The sequence below is a fragment of the Pseudomonas viciae genome, assembly GCF_004786035.1.
Taxonomy (GTDB): Bacteria; Pseudomonadota; Gammaproteobacteria; order Pseudomonadales; family Pseudomonadaceae; genus Aquipseudomonas; species Aquipseudomonas viciae.
This window is the reverse complement of the sequence record NZ_CP035088.1, coordinates 3,774,879-3,799,064: the sequence shown is the minus strand read 5'-3', so window position 1 is coordinate 3,799,064 and position 24,186 is coordinate 3,774,879. Positions and strand designations below refer to the sequence as shown.

Annotated in this window: 4 protein-coding genes; all 4 read right to left on the bottom strand. The window is 63.4% G+C overall.

Translation table 11 applies throughout. The features are described from left to right. Positions 1-379: 379 nt before the first annotated feature. Positions 380-1,540, bottom strand: coding sequence for an FAD-dependent monooxygenase (locus tag EPZ47_RS16345; protein ID WP_135845739.1), 1,161 nt, complete (start codon positions 1,538-1,540; stop codon positions 380-382). Positions 1,541-1,627: 87 nt separating this feature from the next. Beyond that, the gene (locus tag EPZ47_RS16340; protein ID WP_158296361.1) at positions 1,628-8,914 is read right to left on the bottom strand and encodes an amino acid adenylation domain-containing protein; all 7,287 of its coding nucleotides are present in this window, start codon (positions 8,912-8,914) and stop codon (positions 1,628-1,630) included. Positions 8,915-9,021: 107 nt separating this feature from the next. Next, the gene (locus EPZ47_RS16335; RefSeq protein ID WP_158296360.1) at positions 9,022-10,284 is read right to left on the bottom strand and encodes a glycosyltransferase; all 1,263 of its coding nucleotides are present in this window, start codon (positions 10,282-10,284) and stop codon (positions 9,022-9,024) included. Positions 10,285-10,599: 315 nt separating this feature from the next. Then, positions 10,600-24,186: a non-ribosomal peptide synthetase gene (locus tag EPZ47_RS16330; RefSeq protein ID WP_135845736.1), complete on the bottom strand. Its 13,587-nt coding sequence runs from the start codon at positions 24,184-24,186 to the stop codon at positions 10,600-10,602.

Here is a 24,186-nt window from a genome sequence, read left to right as displayed (position 1 = left end):
GGCGCCGTTTCGTTAGGCTCCTGGCAAAAAGTACACATTTGGAGAAAGGCTTTTCTTCGGGCAGTGATTGCGACGAAGGACGGGCCTTAAGCTGTTTTTTGTAAAATATTTATTTAAATCAGTGGCTTGGGTTCTGTTTGTGCTCCTTTGAGGGCATTCGTTATCTGTTTTTTGACGATCTTGCGTGTGGGAATTCTCTGGTAGAAATGTCAGAAATTCAGATTCCGATTATGGCGAATTATTCTGATTTCTCGATTCTCCTCCATGAAAGTGTCGTTTTCTGTCTGTGTAGGAGTCGCTTTTCGTCATTGACTCATCCGGAGTTCGCCCGGCCAAGACACGCTGGCGCGTCATGGCCAGACCGGTTGCCCTTGACGGCTTATGCGCAAGGCTTGAACGACAGGATGTCGATGTTCTTTTTACGCAGGCTGCTTTGCGGGGTCAGGCGGAAATACCATTCCCGAAGCCAGCAGGCGAGTGTCGACTCGGCCTGTTCGATGCCGCTCATGAAGCGAGCGGCATTGACGATCCCATTGGCCCGGGGGTGGCGATACGCCTGGTAGTCTGCCAGTGCGGTGCGCAGGTCCTGGGTGTGCGCCAGGCGATTGCCCAGCACCACCGCATCCTCGATCGCCTGCGCCGCGCCCTGGCCGAGGCTGGGCAGCATGGGATGAGCCGCATCACCCAACAGCACCACATGGCCGTCACAGAATTGCTCCACGGGATGGCGATCCCGGGCGTGCATTTTCAATATGACACTCTCGGGTGTCGCCTCGATGGCCGCCATGACTTCCGGCGCCCAGCCGCTGTAGGCACTGAGCACTTCCTGCTTGCTGATGTTCAAGGCTGCATCCGCCGCGTTCGCGTGGTTGCAGGTTCCCCACCAATACGCCTGGCCGTCCCCCACATCGCAGAGCCCGAAACGCTTGCCACGCCCCCAATAGTGCGCGACATAGCCGTCGGTCATGACTGGATGGCTGAAGGGCGTCACCGCCAGCCAGGCGACATAACCCGATGGGCGGGTGGGCGTTTCACCGAGCATCTGCTGGCGGATCACCGAGTTCAGGCCATCGGCGCCGATCAGCAGGTCAGCCTCCTGGCTGCTGCCATCTTCGAACTGCACCACCACGCCATCCGGGCGATGGATATAACCCACGCAACGCAATCCGGTCGTCAGGGTGTCGGGCGTGAGTTGCTGCGCCAGGGCACGCAGCAGCAGGGGACGCTGGATATTCACGTTGGGGTAGCCCAACTGTTCGCCGATCTCGTGGATAGGCATGCTGGTGATGGGATCGCCGTTTTGTTTCTTGAAGAAAAACTGGCGGATCACCTGGCCTGCCTGCTCCACCGGAACATGGGCGTCGATCGAATGCAGCGCCGCCATGGCATTGGCCATGATCGACAAGCCGGTGCCGCCGGTACGCAGCGTCTGGGCCGCTTCGAAGACCTTGACCTGCCAGCCTGCTCGCTGCAGCGCGATGGCGGCGGTCAGGCCGCCGATCCCGGCGCCAGCCACAATGGCTTTTCTGGGTTCTGTCATGTTGTTTCACCTGTTTCTGGCCCGGAACGACCGGGCATATGAGTCTGGCGGGGCAGCCAATCCTGCCCCGTGACCAGTCGGTAACGGTTATGCGAATGCCGGCATGGCTCCGGCATTCCTGGCCCGGGCCGCGTCCATTCGTGACTCGATGAATTGGCCCACTCGCTCGATATGAGGTTCGCGCATCATGGTCAAATGGTCGCCCTCTACGGCGACTCGCTGCACCTGGGGCGCAATCGAGCGCCAGCCACGGTAGGGGTCGCGAAAGGCCGTACCCACCAGTTCATGGGGCGCTTGCAGCACATCGGGCAGTTCGACATCCGCCGCGAACAACGTGATCGGCAAGTCCAGGGGCGGGAAGCGATAGTCCAGCAAACCTTGCCAGTTTGCGTGAAATACCCGGAACAGCTGATCCAGTGTCGCCAGGGTGATGGTCTGGTCGAAAATGCCCTGGTCGATGCCGTGCTGCCTGATCGCCGCGAAGGCCTGGGAGTCGCCCATGGAGGTGAAGTCCAGGGCGTGGTAGGCGTATTCCTTTTGCCCATCGCCGCTGAGCAGTTCCCACATGAACCAATTCATGAACTCGGTGCGTTCTATCTGCACCTCGCCCTGTCTGACGCGCACGATGGTGTCGAGCAGAAACACGTTATGCAGACGCCGCCCGCGCCGCTGCAACTCGCTCGCCAGCTCATACGCCACGACGCCGCCATAGGACCAGCCGCCAATGTTCAGTGGCCCTTCAGGCGCGACCTGTTCAATGGCATCCGCGTAGTACAGCGCCTGGGCCTGTACCGATTGCAAAGGGGCACGGGCATCCCATGTACCTGGTGCTTGCAGTGCGTACAGGTGGACCTGGTCCTTGAGCACCCGTGCCAGTGCCGCATAACACAGCACATGTCCACCGATGGGGTGCACCAGGAACAACGGTGGCTTGCGCGTGGCGTTCTTGAAGTCCACCAGCGCACCGGTCTCAGGGTGCCCGGTTTCGGTGTGTTGCAGCACCTGGGCGAATTCGGCGATGGTCGGGGCCTGGATGAAGTCCGACAGCGACGGCTCCAGGCCCTGATGCCTGGCGAGCATGGCAACCAGTTGCACGGCCTTGAGCGAGTTGCCCCCCAGTTCGAAGAAGTTGTCGTAAACGCTGATGTCTTCCAGGCCCAGGGTTTCTTGCCAGTAGGCTTGCAGCAGGTCCTCCATGGCATTTCTCGGTGCGATGAAGGGACGCTGCAGCGTGCTGTGGACTTCTACCTTCTGCAACCGCAGCCGGTCGATCTTGCCGGTAGGCCCGAGGGGTAGCTTGGCGATGCTGACCAGGGTGTTCGGCACCATGTAGTCGGGCAGCGCCAGGCGCATTTCAGCCTTGAGTTGGTCCAGGTCCGGCTCGCGGCCCGGCAGGGGCTGGACGAAGCCCACCAGATACCGACTGCCATCGGGCGCGGGCTTGTCGATGACCGCCACCTGCTGGATGTCGGCCCTGAACCGGGCGGAGCCGAGCATGGCCACTTCGATCTCGCCCAGCTCGACGCGATAGCCACGGATCTTGACTTGTGCGTCGCTGCGGCCTTGGTAGACCAGATCGCCTCCGGGCAGGTAGAAACCGATGTCGCCGGTTTCATACAAGCGCCGGGTCTGGCCTGCCAACTGGCGATAGATAAAACGTTCGTCGGTCAGGTCAGGTCGGTTCCAGTAGCCGTTGGCCAGGCATTCTCCTTCGATGAACAGGTCGCCCATGACTCCAACCGGGCAGGGGTTGCCCGCCCCATCCAGGACATGCATGCGCACCCCGTCGATGGGCGTGCCAATCGACGGCATGCTCGGCCAGCTCGCCGTGGCGCCTTCAAGCGTCAGGCGGGTGACCACATGGGCCTCGGTCGGGCCATAGTGGTTTTCGACCCGGCAATCGCCGATGCCATCGATCAGTTCACGGATTTCGGCGGTGATTTTCAATTGTTCGCCGGCCACGTTGATCTGGCGCAGCGATACCGGTCGGATGCCGAGCTGCATGGCGACTTCGGCCAACCCCTGGAAGGCGACGTAGGGCAGGAACAGGCGATTGACCTGTTGCGCGCAGATGAATTTCAACAGCCGGATGAAGTCATAGCGCAGCCCCTCATCAATCATCACCAGTTCTTCGCCGCTAGACAGCGTCGAGAGAATCTCCTGGAACGAAACGTCGAACGAGATCGGCGAGTATTGCAGCGTCTTCAGTGGTCCGGTCGGCGGCTGGCGGTTCTGCCAGAGGATCATATTGGTCAACGCCCGGTGCGGCATCGCCACGCCCTTGGGACGGCCCGTCGAGCCGGATGTATAGAGTAAGTAGGCGTTATCGTCAGCCACGATGTCGGTGGCAATGGAGGCAACCCGTGCGTGGCTGCGCGCCAGGTTGGTGTCGAAGCCGGCGACCACACTGTCCCAGTGCCGGGTGTCGGCCTGGCCGGCCAGGGTCATCGCCAGATGCGCAGATGCATCGGTGAAGAGCACCAGTCCCGGTTGCGAGTCTTCGAGAATCAGCTGGATGCGCTCATTCGGATAACTCAGGTCAATCGGTACATACGCGGCACCAGCCTGTAGGACGCCGAGCAAGGCAATGATCAGGTCAGGCGAGCGCGGCATCATGATCGCGACCCGGTCGCCCTGGCCGATACCCTGCTGGTGCAGCCAACTCGCCAGTTGTGCGCAGGTATCTCCCAACTGGCGATAAGACAGGCGGGCCTGGCCAAAACTGACGGCGGTCTGCTGCTCGTGGCGGGCGAAGCTGTCCAGTAGCAGGGCCGACAGATTGTCAGGGGCAACTGTCGCGGCTGCCTGTGGCGTGGGTCGTTCGAGGCGCGGCAGCCAGGCCGGGATGCTGGGCTTGGCATCGGGGGCGGCGATCATCAGTTCCAGTGTGCGCAGCAAGTATTCGGCGTAGGCCTCGACCTGGCTCGTGGCGACACGCGTTGTGCAGTAGTCCATTTTCAGCATCAGCGAACCGTTGCCAGGGTGGCGGCCCAGCGTGGTCAGCAAGTCATAGTTGCTGGCTTCGGTGGTTTCCCACTCGGTGAGGACTTCTTGGCCCTGGGCCAGCATGTCTTTGAGCACATAAAAATCGACGTAATTGAACACCACGTTCAGAGCGACATCGGTTTCGCGATGAATCAGAGCAAACGGATAGCGCCGGTGAGCGAACACCTGTTGTTCCTGGGCAATCAAGGCCCGGATGACTTCAAGCCAATTCTGGCCCTGGGTGTTGAAGCGCACCGGCAGGGTGTTGAGGAACAGCCCCAGGACCGAGGCGGCATCCTCGAACTCTGGCCGCCCATGGCTGATGACGCCGCACAGCACTTCCTTTTGATTGGACATGATGGCTTGGGCGAAACCGTGGGCCGTCAGCAAGACCGCCCGCAACGGCAGGTCGTGGGCCCGACAGAACGCTTCGAGGCGGGCCAGCTCCGCTGCAGGCAATTCCCGATAGGCCGAGCGATGCGGCGTCGGATCCGGAGCGACCGCGTGGATCCAGCTGGTCATGGCGGCGGCAGGCGCATCGCGCAGGTATTCGCCCCAGAACCGGCGGTGAACATCGCTTGCCATGGCGGCCTGCTCCTGGGCAATGAAGTCGGCCGGCGTGGTGGTCAGGGCTGGCAGGGCGTCGGTTCCAGGCGCCGAGGTGTAGAGCGTGATCAAGTCGCGCATCAAGGTGGCAACGCTCCAGCCATCGAGGATCGCATGATGGAAGCTCAAGACCAGGTCGATTTCAGCCTCCGCGACGAACACGCAGAACTGATACAGCGGCGCCCGCTGCCAGTCTTCGCGGTAACCCTTGCGTTCCTCCACGTAGGTGGCAATGACCTGGGCACGTGCGTCCGGGCTCAGTGCAACGACATCGATGACTTGCACCGGCGATTCGACCGTCGAATGCACCCGGGCCATGGGCACTTCGGCGTGGCCGATGTCGAATGACATGCGCAGGGCCGGGTGGCGCCGGATCAATGTCTCGCAGGCACGATCCCAAGCCGTTGCATCCCAACGCAGACGCAGGCGATAGCGGAAGATGTCGTGATAGATCGCCGACTCCGGATGCATCATCGAGTGATAGATCATCCCGACTTGCAGCTGCGAAGCCGCAAACACATCATCGTACAGACCCGCGCTGGTCACGCGGATCTCTGCCGGCACCTGGGCAAAAGGTGCCACGTGCTTCAAAGGCAGCAGCGGGGTGGATGACAGGTCTTGCGTCTGTAGCGACTGGGCCAGTTGCGCGATAGTGGGGTGCTGGTAAATTTGCGCCAGGGTCAGCGCTATGCCTTGTTCACGTGCATGGATCTGCAAGTGAATGACCTTCAAGGAATCGCCGCCAAGCATGAAATAGTTGTCGTGGATGCCCAGCGTCGTGCGTTTGAGGTTTTCCTGCCAGAGGTCGGCCAGCGCCTGCTCCAATGCCGTGCGCGGCGCTGTGGTATCGGTGCCCAGGGTGTCGGCAGGCTCGGGCAAGGCCTTGCGGTCCAGCTTGCCATTTACATTCAACGGCAATTGTTCAAGCTCGATCAGGTGCCTGGGCACCATGTAGTCGGGTACCTGCTGGCGCAAATCATCTTGCAGCGCTTGCGGTGACAGCTTGCATCCGGGTTCGCTCACCAGATAGGCGCACAAGTACGCATCACCTTCGGTTTCCTGGCGAGCGATCACCACCACGTCCTTGACGCCCTCGCAGGCGAGCAGGTGCGCTTCGATCTCGCCGAGTTCAATGCGCAGGCCGCGGATCTTCACCTGGAAATCATTGCGCCCCAGGTATTCGAGGCTGCCATCGGGCAGCCAACGCCCCAGGTCGCCGGTCTTGTACAGGCGGGCCTGCGGGTCATCCCGGAATGGGTCCTGGATGAAGCGTTCGGCCGTCAGCTCGGGACGGTTCAGGTAACCTCGGGCGACACCCAGCCCACCAATATGAAGCTCGCCAGCCACACCAGGTGGCAGCAGTTGCAGGTTCGCATCCAGGACATGCATTTGAATGTTCGCGATCGGCTGGCCGATCGGCACGATGCCTTCGTGCATGTCGGCCCGGCAATGCCAGGCCGTGACATCAATGGCTGCTTCGGTGGGGCCATAGAGGTTGTGCAGCTGCACGTTGGGCAAGCGTTCAAAAAAACGCTTCTGCAAGGCATGGGGCAAGGCTTCGCCACTGCACAGTACCTGCTCGAGCGCCGGCAAACGCTGTGGTTCGACCTGATCGAGGAAGATTTGCAACATCGACGGCACGAAATGCAACAGCGTGATGCCGGCGCTCGCCATGATGTCCATCAAATAGCCTGGATCCTTGTGCCCGTCGGGAGCAGCGACGACCAGTTGCGCGCCACTGAGCAACGGCAGGAAAAATTCCCAGACGGACACGTCGAAACTGAACGGAGTCTTCTGCAGCGCGCGGCTGTGCTCATCGACGCCATAGGCATCGCGGGCCCAGAGCAGTCGATTCACCACCCCGTCATGTTGGTTCATGACGCCTTTGGGCAGGCCCGTGGAGCCGGAGGTGTAGATCACGTAGGCCAAATGTTGGGGCGTCAGCCCGAGCGCAGCGGCGTCCGGGTTGTGCTCCGGCTGCCGGGACAAGCGTTCCTGGTCGGTATCCAGGCACAGTACCGGCATCGTCGCGGCGGGCAGGCTCGCCAATAACCCTCGGGTGGTTATCAGCGCGCTGGGTGCACTGTCGCTCAGCATGTGGCTCAAGCGGTCGGCCGGATAACCCGGATCCAGGGGCACGTAGGCGGCGCCCGCTTTGAGAATGCCCAGCAGGCCTACCACCATCTCCAGGCTGCGCTCCACGCAGATGGCGACTCGGGCGTCCGGGCCAAGGCCGGTTTCCAGCAGGGCGTGGGCCAGCCGGTTGGCCTGTCGGTTCAGTTGGTCGTAGGTCAGCGCTTGCTCCGCGAACCGTACTGCGAGGGCTTCGGGGCGAGCCGTGACCTGGGCCTCGATCAATTGATGGAGCAGCACATCCCTGGGGTAGTCGACGTCAGTGCAATTGCATTCATGCAGCACCTGGCGTTCATGCGCCGGCATCAGATCGAGGGTGTTGACCGGTACGTCGAAGTTATCCGCCACGACCTGCACGATGTGCATGAAGCGCTGTTGCAGTGTCTCGATCTGCGCGGCTTCGAAATAGGCTTCGTTGTAGATGAAATGCATCCACACATCGTCCTCTGGCGCTGCCTCGCGAATGTGCATCGCCAGTGGCAACTGTTCGTAGCCATTGCTGAGCTTGACCGGTTGCGCCAGTGCCGGCCCGTACCAGGTGTCCTGGTCCTGTTCGTAGGACACCACCACGTCGAACAACTGTCGCCGGCCGAGGTTCTGCAGCCCGAGTTCACGGTTCAGTTCACTCAACGGAAAGCGTTGATAGCGATAGTCCTGCTTGAGCGTCAGGGCAATCTTGCCGACCAGCTCGGCAAAACTCAGGTCGGTGCCCAGGTCCAGGCGTACCGGGCTCATGCCGACGAACAGACCGAGCGTGGCCTTGTGCGCGGCATTGGCGCGGTTGAGGATGGGCAGGCCGATCACGAGCTCATCGCGCTGCTCGATGCGTGCAAAGTAGCTGTACAGCGCGGCCAGCATGACGTGGAAGACAGTCCCCTGGCCCGAGTCTTTCGCCTGTTCGGCGAGGCGATTGTAAAGCGCCCGTGGCAGGCGCCAGGCATGGTTCTGACTGGGTGCCAGGTGCTGGCCGAAGCGACTCTGATAGCGGGGGGCGAGCAGGGGCTCGGGCAGGGTACGGTACTTGTCCAACCAGTATTGGCGTTGGCGCTGGAACGCGGCCGAATCCTTGTGGGTGACTTGCTGCTCGATAAATGCTTGATAGCTCGGCGCCGTGACTGGGTTGTGCGTCTGCTCGTGCAGGGCGGTATAGGCCTGGCTGACAGCACGGCCGATCATGGCGAAGGACCAGCCATCGACGATCAGGTGATGGCAGTTGACGAAAAAGTAGTAGAGGTTTTCCCGAATCTTGATCAGGTCGGCGCGCAACAGCAGTCCGCGGTCAAAGGAAAACGGGGTCTGCAGGTTTTCCTGCAGCAACGCCAGTGCGCTGGCCTGCGGATCGTCATGGCCCGATACGTCATGTACCGTCATCGGAACGCTGACAGCCCCCAGGAACCGTTGCCGTGGCAGAGGATGTTCGCTTGAGCCGGGTACCAGCTGGATCCGCAGCGCGTCGTGGCGGTTGACTACTTGATCGATGGCCGTTTGCATCAGTGATGCATCGACCGCGCCGTTGATGCGTGCATAGCCGCCGATGTTGTACAACGGACTGTCACCGTGCAGCACCTGGTCCAGCCAGATATCCAGTTGCGGAGCGGTGAGGGGATAAAGCACCTGCTCTGCGCTCGAAGCGGGCATGGTCTGAGTCATGAGGTTCTCCGTGGGCCGATCCGCTGGCCCGATGAAACGAATGAAAAGAGTGATGCCTTCAGGCCGGGCCATTGGCAGCGCAGAGTCAAACGCCGATCAATCCGTGATTACGCGACGCGATACGTGGCCGTGCGAGCGAGTGCCTCGACTTGCAGCGCTGCCGCTTCGCGGGCGCTTTCACCACTGGGCATCAGCTTGCTGTAGCGGTCACAACTGGCGCGCACGTCATGACTGTTCAGCACCTTGTCCAGGGCCGTGGCCAGTGACTCGGCAGAAGCAGGCGAGAAAATCCGCAGGCCGCACCCCAGGCTTTGCATTCGTGCGGCATTGTCGAAATGGTCGTGCGCAAATGGCGTGATGATCTGTGGCACCCCAGCGGCGATCGCCAGGGCCGTGGTCCCGACGCCTCCGTGATGCACCAGGGCCGAGGTGTGAGGGAGGATGCGGCTCATGGGGACGTAGCGCCTGACCAGGATCCTGCCGTCGCTGGACAGCGCCGGGTCTACCGGCTGACTGGTCAGGAACACTCCGCGGCGGTCGATCAACTTCAGCGCTTGAGCCGCGGCGGCGAAATATTGCTCGGCATTGACTGTGGTCGAACCCGGGGTGAACACCACCGGTGGGGCCACGCTCAAGAAATCTTCCAGTTCGGCGTCAGGTTCCTCGAAGCCGGATTCATCGAATAACGGGAATCCGGTCAGTACCGTCTGGGCAGGCCAGTCCTGTTGGATTCGGGCGAACCAGTCCGGGAACAGGCCCAAGACCCGATCGGGCGAGGAGATCCACTGGCTGATGATGCGCTTGACCGGGGGCAGGCCCAATTCGCGGCGAAAACCGTTGAGTTCCGGTTTCATGAGCCGATCGAGGAAGGCGTGCTCGATGACCCCCAGCAGCAGGCGTCTCAAGGGATACGGGACAAAGGCCGGCAGGTTCGCTCCCGGTGGATGGGTAGGGCGTGCGAGGGGCGACCAGATGGCGAACGGTGTGACCTGCCCGGTGACCAGCGGGATGCCGTGCTTTTCTTGCAGCAGGCGGGCGGAAAACGCCCATAACGAACCGAGCATGACGGTGTCGTCGTCACACGCTTGCTCCAGTAGCCGGTACTGTTCGCGCAAGGTGCCGCCGACGGTTTTCCAGAGGGTGGGCAGTGACGTGCGCGGGTGCCACAGCGCCGGGTCAGCCATGACCGCTTGATATTCCTCGCGGGTACCCAATGGCAGGAACTTGAAGCCGCAGCGCTCGATCACCGGGGCGAACACCGCGCTGGCGCAAAACGTTATCCGATGCCCGCGTGCTGCGAGCGTACGACCGATCCCGACAAACGGGTGGACGTCACCGGCTGAACCGATGGCCGTAATGATCACGTGCATAAGGCTCCCTCTAGAGTGATCGTGCGGTGGGTGACAGGTCTGATCGACGGGCGACCAGGCATCGCCTGTGGAGTCCATCCACAGAAACGATTCAGCTTGAGGGGCGTATTTAAGCGGTTGCAGGTAGGCAGCGTCTGTAGCGGAAAACGGGGACATCCTGGCGTGCGGATCAGGGCTGTTGACCCTGCGGGAGCGAGCTTGCTCGCGATGACAGCGGCACGGAACCACCGCTATCGCGAGCACGCACGTTCCCACGGAGTATGTGTCGAATCCTGGGGTACCCGGTGCATTGCTCACCGGACACCCCAGGCGCCTTTACGACACCGCGGCGGTTTTCAACGCCTGCGAAATCGCCGCGCCCAGCTTGGCCACATGAGGTGCCTTGACCAGCGTGTTATGGGTGCCGGGCAGTGGTGTCACGTTGACCTGATCCGCCAGCAGCGCACGCCAGCCCAGGGTGGGGTCGCTGCGTTGCTGTTCGCTCGCGGTGAACAGCGACACCTTGAGCGGGCTGGGTGGGCTGACGTAGGCGCCGATGGCCTGCCGCATCCGATAGGCGACTTCCAGGTGAGTACGCAGCAGGGCGGCATCGATGTCGTGGGGCAGTTCCTCCGGTAGCAGGCGCTGGGTGATGCACAGCGCCAGCATCGCGTCGATGTCCGAGTGTTCCGCCAGTGTCGTCAGTTGCCGCATCAGCCCGGGATCGATCTGCTCCGGCAGCCAGGCCATCAGGAACTGTGCTTCGCTGATCGATTGCGTCGGTACCGGATCGGGGCGTGCCGATGCATCAATGATGCCGAGGAATTCCACGACCTCGCCACCGGTCTGCAACTGACGAGCCATTTCATAGGCGATCAGGCCACCGGCCGACCAACCAGCGATCCGATACGGACCTTGCGGCTGGGTTTGTCGGATGGCCGTCAGGTAACGCGCCGCGATGGTCGGCACATCGGCCAGCGGCGCCTCACCCGCCACCAGGCCACTGGCCGCCAAGCCGTAGACGGGGACCTGGGGATCGAGCATCGGCGCCAGGTCCCGTGCATATTGCACCTCACCGCCCAGCGGATGGACCAGATACAGCGGCCGCTGGGAGCCGGTGCGCCGGATCGGCACCAGATTGCTGTGGCCGCCCGGCCGGGCCTGGCCGTCGAGGGTCCTGGCGAAGCCGGCAATGGTCGGCTCGACAAACAGGTCGCGCACGGCAATCGGCTTACCGAGGACCTTGCGCAGACGCGAGGCCATCTGCACCGCCATCAACGAAATCCCGCCGAGGCTGAAGAAATCATCATGGCGGCTGACCCGTTCCAGTTTGAGCAATTCTTGCCAGAGGGCCGCGATGGCGATCTCGGTGTCGCCCTTGGGCGCCTCGTAAGGCAAGGCCGGGGCAGGGCTGTCATCGCCAAAGCCCGACTGGGCGATGGCATTGACCGAGCGCACCAACGGCGGTGTGCTCTCCAGCAGTTGGCCGATGGATTGCTGCCCGTCGGTCACCAGGTTTTCCAGGAGCTTGGCGAAGAGCTCGGCAATGTTCTGTACCGTCGGCCTGTCGAACAGGTCATTGGCGTATTGCAGGCTGCCGCCGATGCGCTCGCCGTTGTCAATGAGGGACAGCGAGAGGTCGAACTGCGTGGTGTTATGGGGGCTTTCCAGGGTTTTCACCTCAAGCCCAGGCAACTGCAGCGGTGCCGGTGGCGTGTTGTCCAGGCTCAACATGACCTGGAACAACGGGCTGTGGCTCATGCTGCGGGTCGGTTGCAATGCGCTCACCACCTGCTCGAAAGGCAGGTCCTGATGATTGTAGGCGCTCAGGGTCAGGTTCTTGATCCGCGCCAGCAGTTCTTCGACACGGGTATCGCGTTCTGTGCTGACTCTCAAGGCCAGGGTATTGGCAAAGAAACCGATCAACGCCTCCAGCTCCGGCCGTTGACGATTGGCCACTGGGGTGCCGACCACCACATCTGCCTGGCCGCTCAGGTGGCTCATCAACACCGACCAGCCGGCCAGCAGCACCATGAACAGCGTGGTGCCCTGGGCCTGGCTGAAAGCCCGCAGATCAGCACTCAGGGCCGGCGAAAAGCTGCATTCGAGGATACCGCCGGCATAACTTTGTATTGCCGGGCGCGGACGATCCAGTGGCAGGTTCAACAGCGCGGGCGCACCTTCCAGATGTTGCCGCCAGAAGTCGATCTGCGCTTGCAGTGCCGGGCCTTCAAGGGACTGCCGTTGCCAGGCGGCATAGTCCACGTATTGCAACGCCAGGGGCGGCAACGGATCTTTCTGGCCCTGGGTAAACGCGCTGTAGAGCACACTGACCTCCCGCGCCAGCACACTGTTGGACCAGCCATCGGAAACGATGTGGTGCAGGGTGATGAACAGCACATGTTCCTCGTCCTCCAGTTGCACCAGATGGCCGCGCATCAGTGGTCCATGGCTCAGGTCGAACAATTGCGTAGCGTTGATCTGGCCGAGGTGCTCCAGCCTGGTCTTGCGTTCATCGAGCGCTAGCGTGCGCAGGTCCTGCTGGTCCAATTGGAAACCGTGATCGGTCGGTGCGATTTTTTGCACTGGCTCGCCGTCCACCAGTTCGAACCGGGTACGCAAGGTTTCGTGACGTGCCACCAGGCGGTCGAGGGTGGCCTGCAGCGCCGATTTGTCCAGCGAACCCTTCAAGCGCAAGGCCAGGGGCAGGTGATAAGCGGCGCCCGCCGCATGGTCCAGGTGGTCGAGGAACCACAGCCGTTGCTGGGCGAAGGATAACGGCAGTCGCCCCGAGCGGTTGGCCAATGGAATCGACGCCGATTCGGTGGGCGACGCGGCATGCACCAGGGCGGCGAGGCCACGCACGGTCGGCGCGTCGAACAGTTCGCGCAGGGTGATCCGTGCGCCCAGCTTGCGCCGCAGTCGCGAGAGCAGCTGCACGGCGAGCAGCGAATGGCCGCCGAGTTCGAGGAAGCCGTCATGACGACCGACTTGATCCAGATGCAGCAAACCTTTCCAGATTTCGGCAATGGCGAGTTCAGTGTCGCCCTGGGGCGCTTCATAGGTTTTGCTCGCCAACGATTCCTGACCAGGTGCTGGCAGGGCGCGGCGGTCGAGCTTGCCATTGGCGGTGAGGGGCAGGGCATCGAGGTGCACGAAGGCGCTGGGCACCATGTACTCCGGCAGGCCGCTCAACAACGCGCTGCGCAGGTGTTCGGCCGGGACGGGTTCGCCGCAGACATAGGCGACCAGACGCTTGTTGTCCGAATCGCCTTGGCTGTCTTCCCGGGCGATGACCACGGCCTCGCGGATACCCGGGTAGGCCACCAGGGCGTTCTCAATTTCACCCAATTCAATGCGGAAGCCACGGATCTTCACCTGGAAGTCATTACGCCCCAGGTACTCCAGCGTGCCATCGGCCAACCAGCGGCCAAGGTCACCGGTCTTGTACAGGCGTGCGTTTGGTTCAGTGCTGAACGGATCGGCGATGAACCGTTCGGCGCTCAGCTCCGGGCGGTTCAGGTAACCGCGGGCCACACCGGCCCCGCCGATGTGCAGCTCGCCGGCCACGCACAGCGGTGTCGGTTCGCCCCGGGCGTCGAGCACGTGCACCTGGACGTTGGCGATCGGCCGGCCAATGCTCGGCCGCTCGCCGAGGTCGCGGATCAGGTCGATGGTGGCGTCTACCGTGCATTCGGTCGGGCCGTACATGTTGTAGAAACGAATGTTCGGGCAGTTGCGCAGTTTCTCCCAGGTCGCGGCGTTGATCGCCTCGCCACCGAGCAGCACGCTCACCGGCTGATAGCTCTGGCGCTCCAGCAGGCCGGCGGCGAGCAGGGTGTCGAGCTGCGACGGCGTGGAATCGAAGGCGTGCACCTGATGCTGTTCGAGGAAGTCCAGCAGCTCGTGGCCGCTGGCGCGGATCAGTTGCGGGATGATCACCAAACGGTGGCCGGAGAACAGCTGCGAGATGCCCTTGATCGACATGTCGAAGAAGAACCCGGCATTCAGCGCCACGGTGGCCGGTGTTGGGCAATGCCGGTGGGTGCTGCGGGTCAGCACCTGCCAGAAGTTGAACACCGAACGGTGCTCGACCATCACGCCCTTGGATTGGCCGGTGGAGCCGGAGGTGTAGATCACATAGGCTAGGTGCTCGGCTGTCAGGCCTGGCACTTGCGGATTGGCATCAAAGGCCGGATTGCTCGCAGCCTGCAACGAATCAACCGTGTCGAGCAACAACAGCGGCATCTCGCCTGCCGGAAAGCTGAGGGCCGCTTGGCTCAACAACGCCCGTGGCTGGCTGTCCTGCACCATGAACGCCATGCGCTCGGCAGGATGGGCCGGGTCGATCGGCACGTAGGCGGCGCCGGCCTTGAGCACCCCCAGCAGGCCGACGATCATGTCCAGGCTGCGCTCGGCACAGATCGCCACGCGTTGATCGGGTTGGATACCGAGTTCGAGCAACTGTCGGGCCAGGTGGTTGGCGCGGCGGTTGAGCTGGCGGTAGCTCAGTTGCTGGTTCTCGCAAACCAGGGCCACGGCCTCGGGATTGGCCTGGACCTGGGTTTCGAACAGGGTGTGGATTGGCTGGGCAGGCCCGAAGTCGCTGGCGGTGCGGTTGAAGTCCGCCAGCAGCAATTGCCGCTCGGTTTCGGGCAGCACTTCAAGATCGCTGGCGAGGCGTTCGGGGGCCTGTTCAAGGGCTTCCACCAAGGCGGCCACGGCTTGGCCGAGGTAGGCGGCGATGCGTTGCGGGTCGATGCCGGTGATGGATTGGGCGGTCAGGGAGAACCCTTTGCCCACATTCGCCACGGCGATTTCGATAGGGTAATTGGTGCGGGTTTCCGAGGCGATGAAGTGCATGCCTTCGTGATCGCCCATGTCCTCGACGTTTTCCCCGGCGGCATTGACCAGGTCGCCATGGCGGCAGTTGAGGATCACCGTGAACAGCGGCAGCGAGGCATCCACGGCACTGCAACGCTGGGCCAGGGCCAGGGACGCCTGTTCGTGGGTCAGCAATTCACTGAGCTGCTGGTAGGCGTCGCGGACGATGTCGCTGACGGTGTTCTGCTGCAAGCGAATGCGCATTGGCAAGGTGTTGATGAACATGCCCAGGGCATGGTCGGCACCGGCGGTGCCTTGGGAACGTCCCGACAGCACCGTACCGAAAATCCCGTCGTCGCGTCCGCTGGTCGCCGCTACCACCAGACCCCAGGCGGCATGGAACAGCACGGAGGTCGGCACCCCTTGCTGGCGTGCCATGCGATGCACCCGGGCACTGAGTGCCTCGCTCAAGTGCTCGACCGCGCGCTTGATCCCGGCGCCATTGCCGCGCACATCCAGCACCCCGTAAGGCGCGGTGGTGGAGTCGACATCGGCCAGCAGGCGACGGAAGTAAGCTTCGTGGTCGGCCTGGGACACGTTGGCGGCCTGGGCGATGAAGTTTCGGTAAGGCTGGGACGGCGGCAGGCTGTCGGTCTGTCCGGCCAGGACGGCCTGGATCTCCAGCATGATCAGACGCAGCGTCACGTTATCGCTGACCAAATGGTGGTCGAGCAACGCCAGCAGCCACTGCTCATTCGGCGCGTCGTAGATGATGTACGCGGCGATCAGCGGCGCCCGCTGCAGATCCAGTCGCAGATGGTGGGTATCGGTGTGGTCGCGCAAAATCTGCAAGGCGTCTTCACCGGGGGCGCAGTCCAAGGTGACCACCGGCAACTGCGCCTGGCGATGCACCACCTGCACCGGCTGCGGCAACCCATGCCAGCGCAGCGCGGTGCGCAGGATATCGTGCCGGTCGATCACCACCTGTACGGCAGCCAGGAAGTCATCGAGCAACTGGCGACGATTGAACGTCACCACAGTACGCATCAGATACGCGTCGCCTTCGGCCTGCAGCAAGTGGTGGAACAGAATGCCTTCCTGCAATGACGACAGGGGATAGATGTCCTGCACGTTACTGGCCCCGCCGGGGACATCGGCGACGATCTGCTCGATTTCGCCCTGGCTGAGGCTCACCAGCGGCAGCATCTGCGGTTCGATGGCCATGCAGTCGGCCGGGATCAGGTTGGCCGGCACGAACTGCTGGACGTTGTTACCACCGGCCAGGACCGCCGCCATGGCCTTGAGCGTTGGCGCGGAAAATACCGTGCGCACATCCAGTTGCAGGTCGGCCTGACGCAGGCGTTCGATCAGGCTGATGACCAGGAACGAGTGGCCGCCCAGTTCGAAGAAGTGGTCCTGGCGACCCACCCGCTCAACCCCAAGCAACTCCTGCCAGGCGCTGGCCAGGGTGCGTTCGATTTCGCCCAAGGGGGCTTCGTAATGCTTGCTCGCGGCGGCAGACAAATCCGGTGCCGGCAACGCATTGCGGTCGAGCTTGCCATTGGTGGTCAGCGGCCAGGCTTGCAGGGTCACGAAGGCCCCGGGCAACATATGTTCGGCCAGCACGCCGGCCAGTTGGCTGCGCAAGACCGAAGACTCCAGCACAACTCCGTCATGGGCGATCAAGTACGCCACCAGGCGTTTGTCGCCGGGCTGGTCCTCGCGCACGATCACCAAGGCTTCGCGCACATCGGCCAGGGCCAGCAACTGGGCTTCGATTTCCCCCAGCTCGATGCGAAAGCCACGGATCTTGATCTGCGAATCGTTGCGGCCCACGTAGACCACACCGCTGTCGGCGCGGTAGCGGGCGATATCGCCAGTGCGATACAACCGCGCCGCGGGTTCCACGGCGTACGGGTCGCGGATGAACCGCTCGGCATTGAGTTCGGGGCGGTTCAGGTAATGCCGGGCCACGCCCGCGCCGCCGATGTAGATTTCCCCATTGACCCCCACCGGCACCGGTTGCTGGTACTCGTCGAGAATGCGCAGGCACAGGTCCGGCAATGGCGGACCGATCAGGCTTGGTGCGCCTGTGTCGATTTCCACTTGGCTGATCGGATAGAAAGTCGCGTGCACGGTGATTTCGGTGATTCCGTACATGTTCACCAGGCGTGTGCGCGACAGCGCGGTGCGTACGGTCCAAGGGCGCAGGCTACGGAAATCCAAGGCCTCGCCGCCGAAGATCACTTCGCGCAGGGCATGTTCCCGGTCGCTGCGTTCACGGGCCTCGATGAACTGACGGAAGGCACTCGGCGTCTGGTTCAGGACCGTGACGTGCTGTTGACAGACCAGCGCATAGAAGTCATCGGGGGAGCGGGCCACGTCACTCGGGACGATCACCAGCTTGCCGCCATAACTCAACGCACCCCAGATTTCCCAGACCGAGAAATCGAAGGCAAAAGAGTGGAACAGCGTCCACACGTCGTTCTGGTCGAAGTCGAACAACCCGGCGGTGGCATCGAACAGCCGAGCGACATTGCCATGTTCCACCAACACACCCTTGGGCAACCCAGTGGACCCCGAGGTGTATATGACGTAGGCCAGGTGCCGTGGCGTCAGGCCCAGCGCCTTGGCCTCAAGGTTGTAGTCCAGGGACACGTCCGCCAGGTCGTCTGCCGCGACGTAATCCTTGAGGTTCACCACCGGCACGGTATGTTCGGGCAGCACGTCGAGGCAGTCCGGCTGGGCCAGCAAGGCCACCGGAGTACTGTCGGCCAGCAGATAGCCGAGGCGCTCGCTGGGGTACGCCGGATCCAGCGGTACATAGGCGGCACCGGCCTTGAGCACGGCCAGCACCGCGCAGACCATTTCCACCCCGCGCCGAGCCAGGATCGCCACCCGGTCATCGGGGCGTATACCTTGGGCGAGCAGTTCACGGGCGATGCGGTTGGCGCGGCGATTGAGGGCCTGATAGCTCAGTTCGAGTTCGCCCAGGACCAGGGCGGTGGCGCTGGGTTGTGCGGCGGCGATCTGTTCGAAGCGCTGATGAATCAGCAGTTGCGTAGGGAACGCGGCTTTAGGAGGCAGGGTTGCCGGCGAGGCCTGGCGCTGTGCCGGGCTGAGCAGCGGTAGGGCGAACACCGGTTGTTCGATATCTTCCACCAGGGCTTCCAGCAACGTTTGAAAGTGCTGGGCAAAGCGTTCCACGGTGGAACGGTCGAACAGGTCACTGGCGTATTCGATCACCCCGGCCAGGCTGCCGCCGTCATTGCCCAGCGTCAGCATCAGGTCGAACTGCGAGGTTTCATGGGCTTGGGCCACGGGGGTCAAGGTCAGGCCGGGCAGGCTCAATTCGCCGCCACCGGGGGTGTTATCCAGCGACAGGGCAACCTGGCACAGCGGGTTGTGGCTCAACGAGCGCGGTGGTTGCAAGGCTTCGATGACCTGCTCGAAGGGAATGTCCTGGTGTTCGTGGGCCGCCAGCGTGGTGTGCTTGATCTGTTCCAGCAACTGCACCACGCTCGGGTTTTCTGTCAGGTTCACGCGCAGGGCCAGGGTGTTGACGAAGAAACCGATCAGGTTTTCCGTTTCGGTGCGACCGCGGTTCGCGGTCGGCACGCCAATGACCACGTCGCGCTCGTTACCCAGGCGTGCCATAAGCACCGACCAGGCGCTGAGCAAGGTCATGAACAGGGTGACGTTGTGTCGTTGGCCGAAACGTTCCAAGCGTTCGCGCAATGCCGGCGCGATCTCCACCGGGACGTCGCCACCCCGATAGCTTTGCGTCGCCGGACGCGGACGATCGGTGGGCAAGGACAGCAACGCCGGCGCACCGCCCAGGTGCTCACGCCAGAAGTCGGCCTGGCGGCTCAGGCGCTCGCCGTTCAGGGCCTGGTGTTGCCAGGCCGCGTAGTCGGCGTATTGGATCGGCAGCGCCGGCAACGGATCGACCTGCCCCTGGCTGAAGGCCCGGTAGAGGGCCGCGAATTCCTTGACCAATACACCCACCGACCAACCGTCGGAGATGATGTGGTGCTGGGTGATCAGCAGGATGTGCTCGTCGTCGGCCAACTGCAGCAGGCGACCGCGAATCAACGGTCCCTGAGCCAGGTCGAACGGCGCCAGGGCTTCGCTATTGCCGATGCGGGCCGCACTGAGGCTGGCCTGCTCATACGGCAGCGAGCGCAGGTCCTGTTCGCTGAGAGCAAAGCCACAGTGTGCCGGGGCAATGACCTGTACCGGTTGCTCGCCACGGCGTACGAAGGTGGTGCGCAGGCTTTCATGCCGCGCCACCAAGCGGTCCAAGGCTGCCTTGAGCGCGGCACGGTCGAGATTGCCGCGCAGCAGCAGCGCCGCGGGCATGTGATATGCGCTGCCCGCGTCGGCATCGAGCTGGTCGAGGAACCACAGGCGTTGCTGGGCAAAGGACAGCGCCAGGGGTTTGTCGCGGTCTACCAGACCGATGGTCTCGGTGTGTGCTGTTTGCCGGTCGCCCACTACCCGCGCCAGTTCCTCCACGGTCGGATGGCTGAACAACTCGCGCAGCATCAGGTCGCCGCCCAGTTGTTGCCGCACTCGGGAGACCAGTTGCGCGGCGAGCAGGGAATGCCCACCCAATTCAAAGAAACTGTCGCTACGACCGACCCGTTCCAGGCCGAGCAGCTCCTGGAAAATCCGCGCCAGGGCGGTTTCGGTGGCGCCTTCGGGGGCGACATAGCCACGTTCGGACATGGCATCCAGGTCCGGCGCCGGCAGCGCATCCTGGTCCAGCTTGCCGTTGGCCGTGAGTGGGTAGGCGTGCAGGCTGACAAAGGCGCTGGGGATCATGTAGTCGGGCAGGGTAGCGCCCAATTGCTTGCGCAATGCGGCCACTTCCAGCGTGGTTCCCCGCAGGGGGATCAGGTAGGCGATCAGGCGCTTGCCCTGGCTCATGTCCTCGCGCGCCAGTACCCGGGCTTCACGCACACCGGCGCAGGCCAGCAGCTTCGCTTCGATCTCCCCCAGTTCGATCCGGAAACCGCGGATCTTCACCTGGGCGTCCATCCGCCCCAGGTGAACGATCTCGCCGTTGTCCAGCAACTTGCCCAGGTCTCCGGAGCGGTACAGCCGTTCCCCGGGACGGAATGGGTCGGCAATGAAACGCTCGGCACTCAGGGCCGGACGGTTCAGGTAACCGCGACCGACCCCCAGCCCACCGACGCAGATCTCACCGGCCACCCCCACCGGCAACAACCGCTGACGGGCATCGAGCACATAGGCCACGGTGGTCGGGATCGGCCGCCCGACATTGGAGACGCCGGCGGCGATGTCCGCTGCGCCAATGGCCTTGTAGGTCACGTGCACGCAGGTTTCGGTGATGCCGTACATGTTCACCAGCGCCACATGTCCGAAGGCCCGATGGAAGGCGTCGAGCCTGCCCAACTCCAGGCTTTCCCCACCGAAAATCACATAACGCAAGTGCTCCAGACGCACATCCGGCGTCGTCAGGGCCGCGGCGCTGAGCTGATGGAACGCCGAGGGCGTCTGGTTCAGCACCGTCACCTGTTCGCGTTCAAGGAAACCCAATAGCTCCACCGGATCACGACGCAGGGCTTCGGGTACCAGGCTCAGGCGCGCGCCGTAGAGCAGGGCGCCGAAGATTTCCCAGACCGAGAAATCGAAGGCGTTGGAGTGGAACAACGACCAGACATCGTCGGCATTGAACTGAAAATCCAGGCGATTGTTGTGCAGCAATCGCACAACGTTGCGATGTTCGAGCAACGCACCCTTGGGTTCGCCAGTGGAACCCGAGGTGTAGATCACATAGCAGAGGTGGTTCGCTGCGGTGAGGTTCGGCAGGTCGGCGGCGCTGCTGCCATTGGCCGGGGTGGCATCGAAGACTTCGATGCCAAGATCCTGTAACGCCGGGCTCATGTCCTGGCGAGCGATGGCCTTGCGTGCGCCGCTGTCACGCAACACATAGGCGATGCGCTCCTGGGGCGAGCTCGGGTCGATCGGCACGTAGGCGCCGCCGGCCTTGAGCACCGCCAGGGTGGCGACGATCATTTGCACCGAGCGATCCAGGGCGATGGCCACCAGTTCTTGCGGCTGCACGCCGGCCGAGCGCAAACGGTGGGCGAGGCGGTTGGCCTGTTCGTTGAGCTGTCGATAGCTCAAGTGCTCCGGGCCCAGGTTGACGGCGGTGCGTTCCGGGTGTTGGCGGGCCTGCTCCTCGAAAATCTGATGCAGGGTCAGGGTGTCGGGCCAGGCGGCTTCGCTGTCGTTGAAGTCGAGAATCTGCCGCCGGCGTTCGGCGCTATCTAACAATGGGACGTCGTCGACCCGCTGCTGCGAATCTGCGACGAAGGCCTCCAGCAAGCGCACGTAATGGCGCATCAGCTGTTGGATGAATTCGGCGTCGAAGAACTCCGCGTTGTACACCAGGTGCCCGGCCCATTGGGGCTCACCGGCCGTGATCAGCAGGTGCAGGTCGTTCTTGCCGTAGCCGAGGTTGGTTTCCAGGGTATTGACCGCCAGGCCCGCGACCAGCGCACTGGCGTCGGTGGTGTGCTGGAAGTTGAAGAGCACATCGAACAACGCGGTGCGGCTCATGTCCTTGGCCGGATTGAGGGCCAGTACCAATTGGTCGAACTGCATGTGCCGGTGCCGCAGGCCCTGGGCCAGGTTGCTCGCGGTCTGTTCCCACAGCTGTTGCAGGGTGGTCTCGCTGTCACACTGGCCACGCATCACCAGCAGGTTGTCCAGCGGTCCGACGACATCGCGCAAGGCCGGCTCACGACAGGCGGCCGTGGTGCCGACCACCAGCTCATCGTGGCCGGCGTAGCGGCGCAGCAGCGCCGTGAAAGCGCTCAGGGCCAGGCTATCGCAGCTCACGCCGACTTCCCGGGCCAGGGCCTCAAGGCGCCGTACCAGCGCCGGTTCGAGGGTGAAACTGTGGCTGGCTTCGGCAAACACATGCACCGCCGCCCGCGGTCGATTCAGTGGCAGCTCCAGGGCTTGCAGTTTGCCGCGCAGTTGATAGGCCCAGTAGGCCCGCAGGTTTTCCAGCACCGTGGCCGGCAGGTTGCGTTGCCAGGCGGCGAAGTCGCCGTAGCCTAACGACAAGGCCGGTAGCTCGGCGCGGCGGTCGGCGCAGGCGGCTTCATAGAGCGCCAGCAGGTCGCGCTTGAGCAACTGCATGGCGCTGCGGTCGGCCAGCAAGTGGTGCACGGCGATGGCCAGGATGGCGCGGCGCTCGTCCGCTCGTACCAGGCTGGCGCGCACCAGGCTGCCGCCGTCCATGGTCAAGGGGCGGCGGGTTTCGGCCAGGGCCTGGGCCGCCAGGTCGTGAGGGTTGCCCTGGATCAGTTCGAGCGCCAGGGTCGCCGGCCCGTCGAATTGCTGCCAGGCGCTGCTGCCGTCGCTGAGCACCCGGCAGCGCAGGATGGCGTGGCGGGCCAGCAGTCCGTCGAGGGCGGTTTGCAGGGCCGGTTGATTGACCTCGCCGCTCAGTTCCAGCAGCAGCGCAATGTTGTGATAGACCGGGTTGGCGTTGTACAGGTAGCCGGTTTCGAAGGTGTCGACGAACCACATCCGCTCCTGGTGAAAGGACAGCGGCAGTCGCTCCGGTACAGGCACAAGGGCCTTGACCTCAGGCAAGGCCAGGGCCGGGTCCAGCTCCAGCGCAGCGATCCGGGTGTCCGGGGCTTCGGTGAAGCAGTGCAGCAGACGTTCGAAACGCCCCGCCAGTCGCTCGATGGTGGAGGCGTCGAACAACGCGGTGGAATACGACAGGCTGCAGGACAGGCTTGGACCCCCTTCGTCGATGTGCAGGGACAGGTCGTGCTGGGTGTTGTCCTTGGGCGACGGTAAAAACTCCAGGTTCAGCCCCGGCAACTGCAGCTGGCCACCTGCGCCCCCGGCATTGGTGTAGAGCATGGTCTGGAACACCGGGCTGTAGCTGGCGCTGCGTGGTGGCTTGAGGGCTTCGACCACCAGCTCGAAGGGCGTGTCCTGGTGAGGCGAGGATTCCAGCATCAGGTGCTTGACCTGTTGCAGCACCTGATCGAGGGTCGGGTTGGCTTCCAGGCGTACGCGCAGGGCCAGGGTGTTAACGAAGAAACCGATCAGCGACTGCACATCCTGGCGGTCGCGGTTGGCGGCGACGGTGCCGATCACCAGGTCTTGCTGGCCACTGATCCGAGCCAGCAGGACTGCCCAGGCGGCCATCAAGGTCATGAACGGCGTGGCGGCGCGGGACTGGGCGAACCGGGCGATGGCACCGGACAGCGACGCGGGCAGATCGAAGCCCAGGGTTTCGCCGCGGTAGCTCTGCACTGCTGGGCGTGGGCGGTCGGTGGGCAATGAAAGCAGGGGCGGGGCGCCGGCCAGGTGAGTGCGCCAGAACTCCACTTGCTGGTCCAGGCGTGCGCCTTCCAGGTGCTGGCGCTGCCAGGCCGCGTAGTCGGCGTATTGCCGGGGCAGGGGTGGCAGTGGGTCGGGCTGCCCGGCGCTGAATGCCTGGTACAAGGTGGCGAATTCCTTGACCAGGATGCCGATGGACCAACCGTCGGAGATGATGTGGTGCTGGGTGATCAGCAGCCGGTGCTCGTCGTCGGCCAGGCGTAGCAGGCTGCCGCGAATCAGCGGCCCGTGCAGCAGATCGAACGGTTGTTTGGCTGCCTCTTCGCTCAGGCGCGCGACCTGGGCCGCGGCTTCGTCCCGGGATAGATGGCGCAGGTCATGCTCCACCAGGCTGAAGCCGCAATCGGCCGGGGCGATGATTTGCACCGGGTGTTCGCCTTCACGGCGGAAGGTGGTGCGCAGGCTTTCATGCCGCGCCACCAGACGATTCAGGGCTTCCTTGAGCGCCGCCTGGTCGAGGGCGCCGCGCAGCACCAAGGCGGCAGGCATGTGATAGGCGGCGCTGGCGGTGGGGTCCAACTGGTCGAGGAACCACAGCCGCTGCTGGGCGAACGATAGCGCCAGCGGAGCGTCGCGGTCGACGCCGGTCATGTCGTCAGGAGCACTTTCGATGACCCGTGTCGCACCGCGTTGCTTGAGCAGGCGCAGGAGCGCGGCACGTTTCAACTGGTCGAGACTATCGTTATGTTCGTTCAA